The 14,994-nt window shown below is 50.4% G+C and carries 7 protein-coding genes and 1 tRNA gene; 5 read left to right on the top strand and 3 right to left on the bottom strand.

The annotated features are described in order from the left end of the window. The first annotated feature begins 10 nt into the window (after positions 1 to 10). Positions 11 to 83 (top strand) — tRNA-Lys (locus tag ACFWMP_RS05385). 517 nt (positions 84 to 600) lie between these two features. Here ACFWMP_RS05385 and ACFWMP_RS05380 read toward each other — a convergent pair. Both ACFWMP_RS05380 and ACFWMP_RS05375 read right to left on the bottom strand, forming a co-directional pair. Continuing rightward, positions 601 to 822 carry a hypothetical protein gene (locus tag ACFWMP_RS05380; protein ID WP_231573411.1) on the bottom strand — a complete coding sequence of 74 codons (222 nt, stop codon included), beginning with the start codon at positions 820 to 822 and terminating at the stop codon, positions 601 to 603. A gap of 183 nt (positions 823 to 1,005) precedes the next feature. Beyond that, positions 1,006 to 1,836: a hypothetical protein gene (locus ACFWMP_RS05375; protein ID WP_379422404.1), complete on the bottom strand. Its 831-nt coding sequence runs from the start codon at positions 1,834 to 1,836 to the stop codon at positions 1,006 to 1,008. Between the two features lie 436 nt (positions 1,837 to 2,272). On the opposite strand from ACFWMP_RS05375, the gene ACFWMP_RS05370 reads away from it, so the two are divergent. Both ACFWMP_RS05370 and ACFWMP_RS05365 read left to right on the top strand, forming a co-directional pair. Further along, complete coding sequence (locus ACFWMP_RS05370) at positions 2,273 to 6,577, top strand: S-layer homology domain-containing protein (RefSeq protein WP_379422402.1); 4,305 nt, start codon at positions 2,273 to 2,275, stop codon at positions 6,575 to 6,577. 29 nt (positions 6,578 to 6,606) lie between these two features. Then, a complete protein-coding gene (locus ACFWMP_RS05365) occupies positions 6,607 to 10,740 on the top strand; it encodes a DUF4855 domain-containing protein (protein WP_379422400.1) in 4,134 nt (1,377 codons plus the stop codon). Here the strand turns inward: ACFWMP_RS05365 and ACFWMP_RS05360 are convergent. Then, a complete protein-coding gene (locus tag ACFWMP_RS05360; protein ID WP_379422398.1) occupies positions 10,714 to 10,911 on the bottom strand; it encodes a hypothetical protein in 198 nt (65 codons plus the stop codon). The genes ACFWMP_RS05365 and ACFWMP_RS05360 overlap by 27 nt on opposite strands. A gap of 636 nt (positions 10,912 to 11,547) precedes the next feature. On the opposite strand from ACFWMP_RS05360, the gene ACFWMP_RS05355 reads away from it, so the two are divergent. Continuing rightward, positions 11,548 to 13,329, top strand: coding sequence for a sensor histidine kinase (locus tag ACFWMP_RS05355; RefSeq protein ID WP_379422396.1), 1,782 nt, complete (start codon positions 11,548 to 11,550; stop codon positions 13,327 to 13,329). 36 nt (positions 13,330 to 13,365) lie between these two features. Continuing rightward, positions 13,366 to 14,910, top strand: a complete 1,545-nt coding sequence (locus ACFWMP_RS05350) for a response regulator transcription factor (protein WP_379422394.1) — start codon at positions 13,366 to 13,368, stop codon at positions 14,908 to 14,910. Positions 14,911 to 14,994: the final 84 nt, after the last annotated feature.

Here is a 14,994-nt window from a genome sequence, read left to right as displayed (position 1 = left end):
AACTTCATATGGACTCTTAGCTCAGTTGGTAGAGCAGTAGACTCTTAATCTATTTGTCCAGGGTTCGAGCCCCTGAGAGTCCATCCTAAAGAAACGGCAGAAATGCCGTTTTTTTTTGTTGTTCAGGAAGCGGAGTGACTTTTTATTTGGTTTTGATCGTGGTATAGTTTGGGTAGATAAATCGTACAATGCAAAGAGTGCCGTGCGGAAACACGGCTCCCAGTGCAATAGCCGCTTTTAAGGGCGGCTGATTTCAGGTATTACGGGCAGAAATAGACCGCATCCTTTGGACTAGGGCGGTCTATTTCTTTTTGAGGTAATTTAGAAGCTCAATGCTAAAAAGGTAGAACAAGTTGAAATGCAGGCTCACCAGACCTATATTCCTGTTTGGAGCGAGGTATTTAAGAAAGCTTCTACTGCTAAAAAGAAAATGATGCTTAGTACGATCATTGAGTGTGTTAGGGTTTACCGAGATTCAGTAGAACTGACGTTAAAATTGAACATTAGCTCGTTTTTAGCGACTTCAAGTGTAAGTAGTCTAAAAGGTAATGATTATGATTTGAAGGCTGGCAAGCAAGTGCATGGCATTCATTATGGAAATCAGTTTTCAGGCATTTTCCAGCCTAATTCATCATCCCACACGGCATCGATATCATCCAGGTGAACATGCCATTCACCACCGTCTACTTTTCTACGTATCTCGGTCAAACATTTCAACCAATGAAATAAATCGTTCAGCAAATCTTCAATTTGATCCGTCATGGACAGCTTGGTAGCGCCAGCGAAGATCTCCGTTGATCTGGACGAATCGAATTTGTACACTGTGAAAGACTCCGCCCGGTCTTTCCCTTCAAAATCCTGATCATAACGTTGGACAATGGCTGTGATTGCTTGTTGTTCGCTTTCTGTTAGGACGTATTCCCTCGTGCATGTGTAATAAATAGAAACACTGATAAGTCATTCCCCCCAAACATAGAAATGGATGCGATATCCAGTTCCTGTTTATTACCCTCCAAAAGTCGAAAGCAAACTAGGCCAAACCTGCATTCTGGCGCCGCATGAAGGACAATTCATTTCCCCGGCCAAATACGGCAATTGGTTCAAAAAAGAGGAATCGCCCAGCTGATCGGCTCGCTCCGCCAGTATTTGATGTTCCGCTTCAACGAATGCCTCAACGGGAGTAACCTCATGTGCTGCCTGAAGGGGTTCGAATACCGGATCTTCCGCGAATGCTTGTATACGACCGCCTACTCCGCTCGGCCACAAGTAAGCCTCTTGATTACATACTCCGCAAACGGCCACATATTCGTCGCCAGCCGTAAAATTCAGAAACATGTTTGCCACGCTCTGGGATTCCCGATAAGCCGCGTCGGCAATGAGAACATATCTTTTTTCGGTATCGCTGCTTATTTCTTGTTTGGCGTAGGCCAACATCTCTGGAACCAGCGAAGCAAGCTCCGCTATCGCTTTTAAGTAAGATTGGTACATCTCCGTACAAACCTCGTTTCCCGTTTCAGCAGCGAGTTCGTTCCAATCCGAGGGATACGGCTCAGATCTTGTTTTGTCATGACACGACTCGATAATCCCGCAAGTGATGTAGATTTCATGGCGCACTTCCATATTTTTTGATGCGAGAGCAAGTTTGGCCAGATAAGGTATTGCCGCGTAAGTGACGGTATAGATCGTATTTTGGTGATATAAGTGCTCCTGGAATAGTTCGTCGAAAACTTCTTTATCGAAATCAAGCATCAGACGCTCCAACAGTTCAGGTACCATTTCGCCCGACTCGTAAGGACCGGTTAGCTTGCCCCACAGTTCGCTGTTTAATTGTAACAAGAGGAATCACTCCCATCCCTATTCAAGTGGATGCATTTTCTATATTATCCTATAAGATCGGCGGGTCCTGAATAGGGCAACGGATATACTCCCCCTCGAGAATAGGGCTTAAAGCCTAGGACGATTCCCCCTAGGCTCTATTTCCATAACATGAAGAAAAGCCAATTCTACTGAAATGGCTTTTTTATTTTTCACTACTCTTCGAAAGGATCACGATTTTGTACTATTAATTAGCATGAGATATGACAGAAATGTTGGCATGCTTGATTCACTATAGAAGGCCGAATGTCCACATTTGTATATGTATTGTAAAGATAAGTATATCGATGAAACGAATGCCCCTACTTATAATAAAATTGCTGCAGCAGTTGAGCATGGAGAGTCATGCGGTAAGCTGGAGTAAAATTCGAGCTAATAAACAACGGGGGGGATCGTAGTGCGTTTACGGTATAGGAATATTTTTTTAGTGTTTTTTGTTACCGCTTTCATTTTAGTTGCCATTTCATCGGAGAAGTCCGACGCCGCAACAGGTAATCTGGCTTTAGGAAAGACGGCTTATTCGTCGTCGAACGAAGTAGACTTTTTCGGGCCTGAGAAAGCGGTCGACGGTGGCAATCGGGATGCAAGCCGATGGTCTTCGGAAAGAACGGATGACCAGTGGTTCTACGTTGATCTAGGCGAGCCTGTAGAAATTGGAAGAGTAATCATCAACTGGCAGACTCCGGCGGAACAATATCAAGTTCTTGTGTCTGACGATGCGGTAACCTGGAGGAACGTATTCGCGGACAACCGCGTGCTCGTCGCCCGCGGACCAGTCGAGGATACGATCGATTTTGAGCCGACACTGGCGCAATACGTTAAGTTCCAAGGAGTAACGCGACGTCCAATTGAGGATATCTATTACGGATACTCCTTCTGGGAATTCGAGGTATACAAGGGCAAACCGCTGTTGCCGCCTATGATGGATGCGGTCAAAAACAGCATCATCGTCTCCGAGGGAGACACTCAGCTGAACCTGCCCGCTGTACCGGATGGTTATACGCTGACGCTGGTGAACACGGACAGCTTGCCGGTGATCGACGAGCAGGGCAATATTCATGCGCCGCTTGTGGATACTCAGGTTCAGCTGCTGCTGCAAATCGAGAGCGACAGCGATCCGACATATCTGTTAGCGGATAATGCGCTAGTCACCGTACCCGGTCTCTACGAGCAGACGAGCGATCGGAACCCGGAGCCGCGAGTCATTCCTTCTTTGCGTGAGTGGCTGGGCACAACCGGCGAGTTCCGCTTGACGGATAAATCCAATATCGTCATTCGCGCGGAGGATGAAGCGGCTCTGCAGGGGACGGCCAATATTTTGCGGAAGGACTTGCTTGATTTAACGAAGCTTCCGCTGACGGTTACGGTTGGTTCACCTCAAGAGGGGGACATCTATTTGGTGCTGGATGCCGCGCAAACGGGATTGGGGACAGAGGGCTATGAGCTGAATATCGGCGAATATACTTCCGTCGCTGGCTCCGATCAAACGGGCGTCATGTTCGGCACAAAAACGATCCTTCAACTGCTCGGCCACGATGCCGATCATAAGACGATGCCCAAGGGGCAATCGCGCGATTATCCGAAATACGCGGATCGAGGCTTCATGCTCGATGTGGGCCGCAAGTTTTATACGATCGAATTTTTGCGGGATTATGTGAAGTTGATGTCCTACTATAAGATGAACCGGTTCCAGATTCATCTGAACGATGATGTCGGCGATGTCGGTTACTTCCGTCTGGAGAGCGAGAAATTCCCGGGAGTGACGAGCAAGGACGGCTTCTATACGAAGCAGCAATTCAGAGACCTGCAGCTGCTTGGGATGGAATACGGCGTAAACGTCGTGCCGGAAATCGATACACCGGGCCATTCCGGCGCGTTCATCGCTTACGACCCTAGGTTGGGCAGCAACAATCAGCTGGATATCAATCGTCCGGAGACGCTCGACTTCATTAAAGAACTCTTTGACGAGTATCTCGACGGCAGCAATCCGACCTTCGTCGGCCCGGACGTGCACGTCGGCACGGATGAATATTTCGGCGACGACAAGGAGGCGTTCCGCAGGTACGCGGATATGCTCCTTAACCACATTAACAGCAAAGGCAAGCGCGCTCGTCTGTGGGGCAGTCTGTCCGCATATGACGGCACGACGCCAGTCAGCAACAATGCGACGATGGACATCTGGTATGAGCCGTACGGAAGTGTCTTGCAGGCCATTAAGCTTGGCTACGACGTTGTCAATACCAACACGAACTTGCTCTATATCGTTCCGCAACTGTACCGCAGCTATTTGAATTACGATTTTATTTACAATGAGTGGGAGCCTAACGATTGGCTGGAGACGAAGCTTCCTTATGGGCACCCGCAGGTAAAAGGCGGCATGTTCGCGCTCTGGAACGACGTGTCTGTAGAGAAGGGCGTCTCCATGGCGGACTCGCATCAGCGTATCTTGCCTTCCATGCAAGTGTTGGCGGAGAAGCTGTGGAGAGGCAACCGTGTCGACCGGAACTTTGCAAGCTTCCAGGCGGATGCCGCAAAGTACGTGGACCCGCCGGATGTTCATCAGTCGCACAAGCTTCAAGTCGACAATGAGCGCAATATCGTTCTCGATTATACTTTCGACGAGGGCTTCGCGGATCGTTCGGGCAACGGCTTTGACGGCAACGCGGTGAATGCAGGCACGGAAAAGGGAATCTTCGGGCAAGCAGTAAGGCTCAAAGGCGGAGCCAGCTACGTGGAAACGCCGCTTCGCACGCTCGGTTTCGGATGGACGATGTCCATGTGGATCAAACCGGACGCTGACAACCCGCAAGGAGCTGTGCTGCTGGAATCTCCGGATGGACAGCTGAGATATAACATCGGGGGCAGTGGCAAACTGGCCATCACGAAAGAAAACTACGTCAGCGAATTCAATTATAAGCTGCCGACCGACCGCTGGACCCATGTCATTATGATCGGCGACGACACGGGGACCTCCATCTTTATTAACGGCAGTGAGTATACGGCTACTCTAAAAGACGGCTCCAAGTTGGAAACGTTCGTATTGCCAGTAGCCAAAATAGGCAGTGAAACGAATGCTTTTAAAGGCTTGATTGACGAACTCATCGTGAGGAACACCTACGTGGACCTGCATGGAAATCTGGCTTTGCATAAGCAAGCCGAATCCTCACTGCCGGAATCCTCGTCCTACACGGCGGACAAAGCGGTGGACGGCAGAGGGGACACCAGATGGTCCAGCAATTGGGTGGACGATACCTGGTTCATGGTGGATCTGGGTGAAGTGAAGAACATTGATGCTGTATCTATTTTGTGGCAAACGGCTTACGGTTCGAAGTACCGCATTCTCGTGTCCGAGGACAAGGAGAACTGGACGAATGTCGTGAAAGACAACAACGGCGAGATTAACGGAAAGCCGGGACGCGTCGTGACTACCTTCCAAAGCACGCCGGCCAGATACGTGAAGTTCGAAGGCGTATCCAGAGCTACCATGTTCGGCTATTCCTTTGAGGAATTTGAAGTGTACGGCGAGGAATATAAGCTCGGCAATATACGGCCGATTATCGACCTGTTGACGGCTATCGAGGCCTACAAGCTCGTGGAGGACAATTATTCTCCTGAGGGCTGGGCACAGCTTCAACAGGCGATGGTACAAGCGACTGCGGCGATTCAAACCGCCCAGCTGACTCGTCCTGAGGCCGAGCAGGCGTATGCCGGGCTGAGCATTGCGCGCGATCGTCTAACGATCGAAGACGTAATGGGTCTGATCGAGCTTAATGTGAATGAAAGCATTGCCGCGAATCTCTATCTACCGCAGAAAGGACAGCTCGGCACGCGTATCGTCTGGAGCAGCTCGAAGCCCGACTATCTGAATGCCAACGGACAATTGTTGCAACGTCCGTCAGGCAGCGACATGGAGGTCGTGCTGACCGCGACGATCAGCAAGGGAGATGCATCCGCGAAAAAAACGTTCAAGATCAAAATCAAAGCGTTGCCTAGCTCTGGTGGCGGAGGATGGGTTCCGACTCCAATAACTCCAGATCCGGAAGAAGGCCAAAACGGCGGTTCGAATCCGGGAGGCGGAGATCCAGGCAATGGCAATGAGAACGGCAACGGCAATGGCGGGGAGTCTGGCGGATCGACAACGGTTCGACTGAACGATATTGCGAGCCATTGGGCAAAAGCGTCCATCAAACGGGCCGTCGAGCTTGGATTCGTAGCGGGCTATACCGACGAGACGTTCAAGCCGAATAAGACGGTCAGCAGGGACGAATTCGTCGTCATGTTGGTCAAAGCGTTGAAGCTGCAAGGTACGAACAGTTCGCTGGACTTCGCGGACGCAAGCTCAATTCAAGCTTGGGCGAAACCTTATATTGCGCAAGCCTTGGAATCCGGCCTGATCAATGGCTATGCGGATGGGACCTTCCGTCCGAAGGCTTCGATTAGCCGAGCAGAACTGGCAGCGATGATTGTTCGCAGCTTGGGCCTGAAGACTTCGGAAGGGCATGAGCTCTCTTATGCGGACGCGGATCAAATCCCGGATTGGGCGAAGCCGTATGTGGCAGTAGCCCAGGAGGCGGGAGTAATGAACGGTCGGGGGGACAACCGGTTTGCCCCGGCCGCCTCGGCGACGCGTGCTGAAGCTGTGGTCGTCATTCTGAACATGCTCGATGCGCTTGCAGAATTGCAAGCGCAGGAGCAGAACTAATTATGTATAGAAAGAGAGCGTGAGCTTAAGTGAAAACTAGACGAAGTTTGACTGCTTTGCTGCTTGTCCCGGTCATGCTGTTCTCGTTGATATCCTCCGTGTATGCGGAGGAGCCGGGCGGAGAGAGTACCAGCTTTTATAATTTGGTTCAAGGGAAAACGTACACATGGTTGGATCAGCCGGAGGACGCTTTCCCGGATGACGGGACGAAGCTGACGGACGGCAATGCCGTAGACACATCCCGTGACAGCGGCAACTGGGTGGGCCACCGCTACAAGAAATCTCGTTCGGTTGTGTTTGATCTAGGCGAGCAAAAAACGATCAAGGATGTGAGCGCGCGTTTCTTGCAAGATTGGCCGAACAACGAAACGCTTGTACCGCTCACCGTTTCATTCTACGCGTCTGACGATGGGGTGAACTGGGGCGTATTGTCTCATAATGCGACTAAATTGTTATGGGGCGATCAGACCAACACCGAGACGTATAAATGGGACGGCAGCCCAGAGACCGGAGTCGTCAAGCGTGGCGATTATACCGAAGGATTGGTTTACGCTCAGTATGTGAAAGTGGTGTTCTCCGTGCATCCGAGGGCGTGGACTATGATCGACGAGGTGACGATAACCGGTGCGGACGGCTTGATCGACGGAGCCCAGCCAGTGCAGCCCGAACCTTATGGTCTCCAGCAACCTGGGGAGGCTACTGGCGGGATTGAAAATTTGGGCTTGCTGTATAACGGGCATTACCCGGATGGTACAGGAACCTGGACGAAGGAACGGGTTATCCCTAATATCAGCTATGTGAACAAGCAGGGAGAGCCTGTCGATTGGCTGTTCGACGGCGTGCTGTATCTGGGTTTGACGTCGGAAAACGGCAGAGGCTTCGGCGCGGTTGAAGCGGCCGGCAAAGCCAGAAGAGTGGAATGGGAATGGTATTTGAATAAAACGTTTAACGCCGGCGGCGATATGAGCGCGCTGAACGAGGCGACGGCCGAGGTAGGCGCGAAGCTTGGCGAGCCTGACCGTAAGACGAAGGTTGTTATGATGATACCCGATCCGGGCGAATATCAGTCCGATTTTGGCAGCATTAACGATGAAAATCTGGACTTCAACCTAAGTGTGGTCGGTAATGCCGCATCGCTGAACAACCGGGCCAAAGCGATTCAGTGGTGGACCGATGAAGTGCAAGCAAGATGGGCGGCTGCGGGCTACTCGAATCTGGAGCTCGTCGGCATGTATTGGCTGGAGGAACAAATAAGCACGCATTCGACTGGCCCGGAGATGGTCAAGAAAGCGAGCGACATCGTTCATAACGCTGACCTGAAGATGTTCTGGATCCCTCATTCTTTGGCTTATAAGAAATTCATGTGGAAGGATGTCGGCATCGATGCCGTATCTCTGCAGCCGAACTATTTCTTCGAGAAAATGGAGTTCTCGCGTCTGGAAGATACAGCGGATATGGCGAAACGGTACGGCATGTCGCTGGAGCTGGAGTTCGATGACCGGATGATCAATGACGCCGTCTTCCGCGAGCGGTTCATCGATTACTTGAACAGCGGCGTGGATACAGGGCTAATGCAGCAAGGGTATAGAGCGTATTATCAAGGCAACAACGCCATTTTCAGCGCGGCGAAAAGCGAGGATCCTGCTATCCGCGTCCTCTACGATTGGCTGTACCAATTCGTGAAGGGCACTTATCAGAAGCAAGACGCCGCTGCGCCTGATGTTGTAGCGCTCATGAACGGGGAGCCGATCTCGGAGCATACGATTGTGCCTGATACGACACAGGCCGCCTTCACCTGGGCCATTCCGGGAGATGATGACAGCGGTATCGTCAAAGTAACGGCCAAGTATGACGGCAAACCTTATACGCAAGGAACTATAGTAGATCTGACGGGCAAGCCGGGCAAGCATGTGCTGGAGCTGACGGTGGCGGCTGCCAAATCCAAGACGGTTAAGTTCGTAATAGAAGCTCGTTTGGGCGCTGAAGGTCTATTGGCTCTTGTTGATAAATACGCAGACAACAAGCAGCTTAGCAATGCCGATACGGTACGCGCTATGTGCAACGCTCTGATTATGATGGAGCGTACGCAAGAGAGCGATCCTGAGGAAGCCATAGGCTATTTGCTGGCATTCAATGCGAAGCTGGATGGGGCTAAAGGCCTTGAATTTGTAACGGAAGGCGCTTATACGGCCCTGAAGGAAGGCGTGTATTATGAGATTGGCAGCATCGCACAAGACAAAGAAGCAGAGGCATCCTCGACGGAAGCCGCAGGTCTAGAGCCTTCTAAGGCTCTGGATGGCGCACCGGGTACGCGCTGGGCGAGCCAAGTGCGCGATACGGCTTGGTTCCAGATCGATCTGGACAGCAAGCAAACCTTCGATACGGTCCGCATCGATTGGGAATATGCGCGCGCGGACCAATACCGTCTGAGCGTCTCGGATGATAAGCAGACGTGGGAGCCCTTGAAAGTCGGCAACAATGGCGTGGTTAAAGCGTCCGACGGCAAGAATACGCTGGTATTCCCGGCAACGACGGCGAGATACATCAAGTTTGAGGGACTGAATCGGGCTACGTTCTACGGTTATTCCTTCTATGAATTCGGCGTGTACAATCTTTCCCAGCGGCAAGAGCTGAAGACATTGGACGGCATACAAGCCGCCGTGGACGCCTCCACGAAGAAAGTTACGATCAATGGGTTAGTCATGAACGGCAAGAAAGAACATTTGTATGTCAAAGTGCTTGACCCAAAAGGCAACATTCAATATACCGGCCAGACGGGCACTGAGGATGACGGAAGCTTCCGCATCGCCTTCACATTGACCGGAGAAGAGCAAGGACTGTATACGGTCGAGCTAGAAACGGATGACATGACGACTCCAGCGAAGGCCGCCTTCGAATATCGCAAGCCGCCTTCCACTGGCGGAGGCAATGAGGGCAGCATTGGAGGCGGTTCGGCGCAAGATCCGTATACGTTGCAAACGTACGGTTCAGTCAAAGTCGTGCTTGTCCCGATATTGAAAGGCAATCAGGCTGTGGCTTCGGTCGGAGCAGCGGATCTGAATGCCGCGATTCTCAAGGCAACAGCCGACAGCAACGGCAACAAGCATATTCGTCTTGAATTGAAGCTGTCGAACGCAGCTGGCAGCTATGCTTTGGAGCTTCCCGCAGCTAATCTGACGAACCAGTCTAATCTGATTCTGCATATCTCCACGCCGTATGCCCAGCTTGCATTGACTGGCGACATGCTGGCTGGAGTCAAGGAGAATGCCGGAAAGCTGCTCGTTATCGTAAGCGACCATGCAGGCGAGTATCGCGGCAACGAAACGGCTGGCCGGATCGGCAACAGACCAATCGTTGAAGTTGCATTGCAACTGGACGGTGAAGTTCTGTCTTGGAATAATGCGAAGGCACCGATTTCCATTGCGATTCCGTATTCGATTCAAGCGGGCGAGCAAGCTGCTGATCTGCAAGCTTTCGAGCTGACGGGCGACAGCGCGGCAGTAATTGATGGCACGTCTTATGACAAAGACAAGGGCGTACTGCGATTCTCCATCGACCAAGTCGGCGTCTATGCTGTCGGCGGCAAGAAACCAGTTGCGTTCACTGACCTTGGCAAGTATGAATGGGCGCGCGAGGCAATAGAGAAGCTGGCCGAAAGAGGCATCGTCAAAGGCACTTCGATCGAAAATGGCACTTTCAGCCCCGCAAATCAAGTAACGCGAGCTGATTTTATCCTTATGCTGGTGAACATGCTTGACCTGCGCGCCGAGATTACCTCGACGTTCACCGATGTGAAACCGAATGATTATTACTACGATGCGGTGTCCATCGTCAAGCAATTGGGAATCGTTTCGGGAGTGAACGAAGTTAACTTTGCTCCTCGTGACTCAATCAGCCGCCAGGACGCTATGGTTATGCTAACCCGAGCGCTTCAAACGACGGGGGCAATCAAGCCGTCCACATCCGGTTCAACACTTGAGCGCTTCCGTGATGCGAGCCAGATTGCGCCATATGCTGCGGACAGCGTGGCAACTCTGTTCGAGCATGGGCTGGTTACGGGCTCGGGCGGTTATATGAAGCCGAAGAGTACGACCAGCAGAGCGGAAGCGGCGACGTTCTTGTATCGCGTTCTTCAATTAATCGAGGGGCAGCAGCAGGAGTAGACGCGGAAACAATTGATTAAAGCACATTCCGATTAGTGCGGCAACGCGACCGGAATGTGCTTTTTCGACGATACAGAATAAAACTTCCTGAATGGACGGATGAAGCCGGTAAGCCGTCCCGCGCTTCCGCGATGAACTGCGGGCGCGTGATGGCGCCTCCGACCCCCCCACGTAAGCCGCCCCGGCGCGCATGGCCGACGCCGCTTCCTCGGGTGTCCTGATGCGCCTTCCGCGACGAACGGTAACGCACTGCGCTTCGCTCATTCACCGGACGAGCTCCAGGTTGGGGCCTTCGGACCGAGGGGCATGCGGCGTATAGCCGGATAACGTCGTCCCGACGAAATGCATAGAATGGATTGCATCTTGTTTTTTTGGAAAATTTTTGATTGCTTCGGGGTGTCTTTGGTAGTGAAACCAACAATGGCGGGAGAGCGCATCGCTGGCAGCGATGAGGTCAGGGATTCGATCCCCCTTGGCTCCACCAAACATCATATGGACTCTAATGCAAGCAGAGCCGTGTGGAAACACGACTGCCGGTGCAATAGCCGCTTTTCGAAGGATCAAACAGGAAATAGAGCGTATTCCTTTGCGAGAGGGCGGTCTATTTTTTTGTGCTGAGGTAAGATCCGGTGCTCGCTCCCGGTACATCGACGACCTCAAGACCAGGCAATGCTTCATCAAGTCAACAATAGACTCTAGTCGGGACGAGCGACTTAGGTTAATATGAAAGCGCAAACATGTTTTCTGGAAGTCTTGAAAGCTACAATTTAGCAACAGAGCATAAAGGTAATCTGAACGGAGGATAAGATGGAAAACTGGTTGGGTAAATCGTTAAAGCAGAAGCTGAGCTTGTTGATTATTATTTCGGTATTGGTACCGGTGTTGTCTCTGGGACTGTTCTCCTATTATATTGCTGAAAGCTTAACGGAAGAGAAAGCGAAAAGTTCAGGCATGAACACGCTTAGGCAAATTGGGGCCTATTTGGAAAATATGGTGAGCGATGTTGAGAATCTATCTCTATTCCTCATCGGCCACCCTGATGTCCAAAGCTATTTGAAAACACCGGAACACGATTTGCTAAAGCAAACCTCGATCGTTAATTTACTTACAACATTATCGATTTCCAAACCATATATCGCCAATGTCATGATCGAATCGAATGAAGATAATAAGCCGTCGGTTTCCTTCAGATCCGTCCTCGAATCAGAATGGGCCGATATTCAGAGCGAATATCCCAGTTATTATGAGAAACATCCTAAATGGTGGTCTCCGGTGCATCACTTCGTTACGTCGGACGGCAAAGAGGATGTCATTACGATGTCACGGCCGATTCGCAGCACATCAAAATATTACGATATCGGCATGCTTAAAATTAGCTTGACACAATCGGTTATCTCTAGCCATTTAAAGCAAGCTGGACTAGAGGGTGAAGGCGTCGCCTTGCTGTTGGACGAACAAAATCGGATATTGGCTGGGCCGGAAGGGTACTCGACTAACAAGAACTTGAACGATTATTTTCCCGGAATAGTTGATTTCAAGAGTAAGTCGGGTTCGTTCGATTACGGAGAAGCGGAGGAGCGGAGTACCGTACTGTACTATCAGATGCCTAATGTTAACTGGAGGCTCGTAGGCATCATTCCGGCAAAAGCTTACAGAGCGCAGAACCAGTATTTTTTAACGTTAACTGCAATTGCAGTCAGCATTTCCATGCTTTTTGTCATCGCTTTTGTACTTGTACTTATTCAAAAGGTGACGAAACCGTTGTCAGCATTAACGAATTTTCTTAGAAATTCCAGCCCGGACGAACCGCTGCCGACGCTGCCCGTCACATCGATCGATGAGGTTGGACAACTGATTATTAGCTATAATCGGATGAGCTCGCGAATTATTAATTTAACCGATGAGGTGAAGCAAAACGAAGCGTTGAAGAAGGAAGCGGATATGTCGGCGCTTCAAGCGCAGATCAATCCGCATTTTCTATACAATACGTTATCGTCAGTCCACTGGATGGCACTAATGAAGGGAGACGAAAAAATTGCAGATATGGTCGGCTCATTGAGTGATTTTCTTCGTTTCAGCTTAAATAAAGGACAGGAATATTGTGCAATCAGCCAAGAAATTTTGCATGTAGATCATTATGTGAAGATCCAGTCCATTCGATATCCGGATAAATTTGATTACGAGGCGAATATTCCGGCGGAGCTGCTCGATATGAGAATGCTGAAGCTGCTGCTTCAGCCGCTAATTGAAAATGCGATGATTCATGGCATTTTGAAAAGAGAGGGTAAAGGAAGCATTATCGTTAAAGCGGCGTCAGCGGGAGAGCATATAACCTTTATTGTTCAAGATGACGGTGTAGGCATGAGCAGGGAAAGATTGGAGCTGTTGAGGGAGAAGGTAAGCGCAAACTTGGGCATTGATCCGCTGAAGAATAATGACTCGGCAGGCAGCAGCTACGGATTGCGCAACGTTCATAATCGGCTGCAGCTTCATTATGGGCATGAAGCCGGTTTACGGATCGAAAGCGTAGAAGGATGCGGCACTAAAGTTAGTTTTACGATTATACCGCTCCAATCAGAAATCAAATAGGCTGCAACCTTTGTGGGAAGGAAGGAGAATCTGTACATGAAGCTGTTAATTGTAGATGACGAAGTCATTATTAGGACCGGCCTTAGCACGGTTATTAAATGGGAAGAGAATGGCATTGAGCTGCTCGCGCCGGCTGCTTCCGCGGAGGAAGCGCTGATGCGCATTCCGATAGAGTGTCCTGACATCATTCTAACCGATATTCGGATGACGGGAATGACGGGATTGGAATTGTCTCGCGAGGTTAAGCGGAATTGTCCTTACATTGAAATTGTTATATTGTCTGGATTCGATGATTTTGCATATGCACAGCAAGCGATGCGGGAAGGAATAAGTGATTATTTGCTTAAAAATAGCCGTCCTGGCGATATTATGACTGCGGTTATGCGCGTGAAGCAGCGTATCGTCAATAGACGGGAGGCTGATCATCAAGGCGCCATCCATCAAACGGCATACCGTTGGAAGCAACTGGATCGGTTTCTTCGCGGGGACAATCTCCTGACGGAGCGTGAAAGTGAGGAACTGTTGATCTATTATCCTGAGCTGAGGCTCGGATCGGATATGGAGAAGCTAGAGCTATGGCTAGTGACATCTGCTTATCCACTGACAATGAAGGAGGAGACGGAAAGTGAAATGAATGAGGCGGCTGCGATGATTAGGGATTCACTTGGCTGTGTCATTCTGGATTGGGACTATGGATGGCTGCTTATTTTCCGCAGGGGGCAGCCGGGCGCGAAGCGATTGGTTAAGGCGTCGATGGAGCGGGCGGAGCGCGTTTATAGCCAGCCTTTTTTTGCAGCATGCGGTGTATGGGCCAGCAATTTGGCAGAACTTAGGGAGTCACTTCGCACCGCCGAACATACCGCCTCGTACCGCTGGTTGGCAGAGGAAGCAAGAATGCTGGCCTATGAGGATATTAAAGACCGGAAAGGAATGCGGACCGTTTGTACGGAAGAAGTGGAGAGTAAGCTAACCGCCGTTCTGAGAAGCGGGAGCCGAGAAGTCGTACAGCAGTGGATTAAAGGTGAACTGGAGAGCATTAGACAGGATGCGGAAGCGACGCCTTGTTCCGTTCAAGCGTATTTGCATTCCTTGATTGTTGGGGGGTACCGCTGGCTAGAGCGTGCAGCAGCATCCGTTGGTCAATCGATGCCAAAGCTTCCACAGATTGAACAGCTGGACATAAAGCTGCTTACTGCGAATCCAGAAGAAACTTTGCAGCAGATGCTGCTTGCAATCCATGCGCAGTATGAACGATTAAATGGCAGCCGGAATGAAGCCATTGACCGAACTGTAGCCTATATCCGCGAGCATCTTGCAGACAGCTTGTCTTTGGCGCAGGTAGCGGCATGCGTACATATGAATCCGAACTATTTTAGCAAGCTGTTTAAACAGGAAACAGGTAAGAACTATATTGAGTATGTAACTGAGGCGAGAATGGAATGGGCTAGCCGTTTGTTGAAGGAAACGCCAGCGAAGGTAAGTGAGATCGCTAAGCGGGTAGGTTACGAGGATATGAAGCATTTTAACCAGCTGTTTAAGCGTTACAGTGGCGAAACCCCTTCGCAATATCGTTCAAAATGAATAGACGAAGGTGAAAATATCCCCCGTATGGGCTTAACTTTCCCCCCTACGACTTCTCGTCTGTCTTATCTATACTAGGGTTAT

The sequence above is a fragment of the Paenibacillus sp. NPDC058367 genome (assembly GCF_042723305.1).
Classification (GTDB): Bacteria; Bacillota; Bacilli; order Paenibacillales; family Paenibacillaceae; genus Paenibacillus_AQ.
The sequence above is the reverse complement of the archived record's forward strand: the minus strand, read 5'-3'. Positions and strand labels throughout refer to the sequence as shown.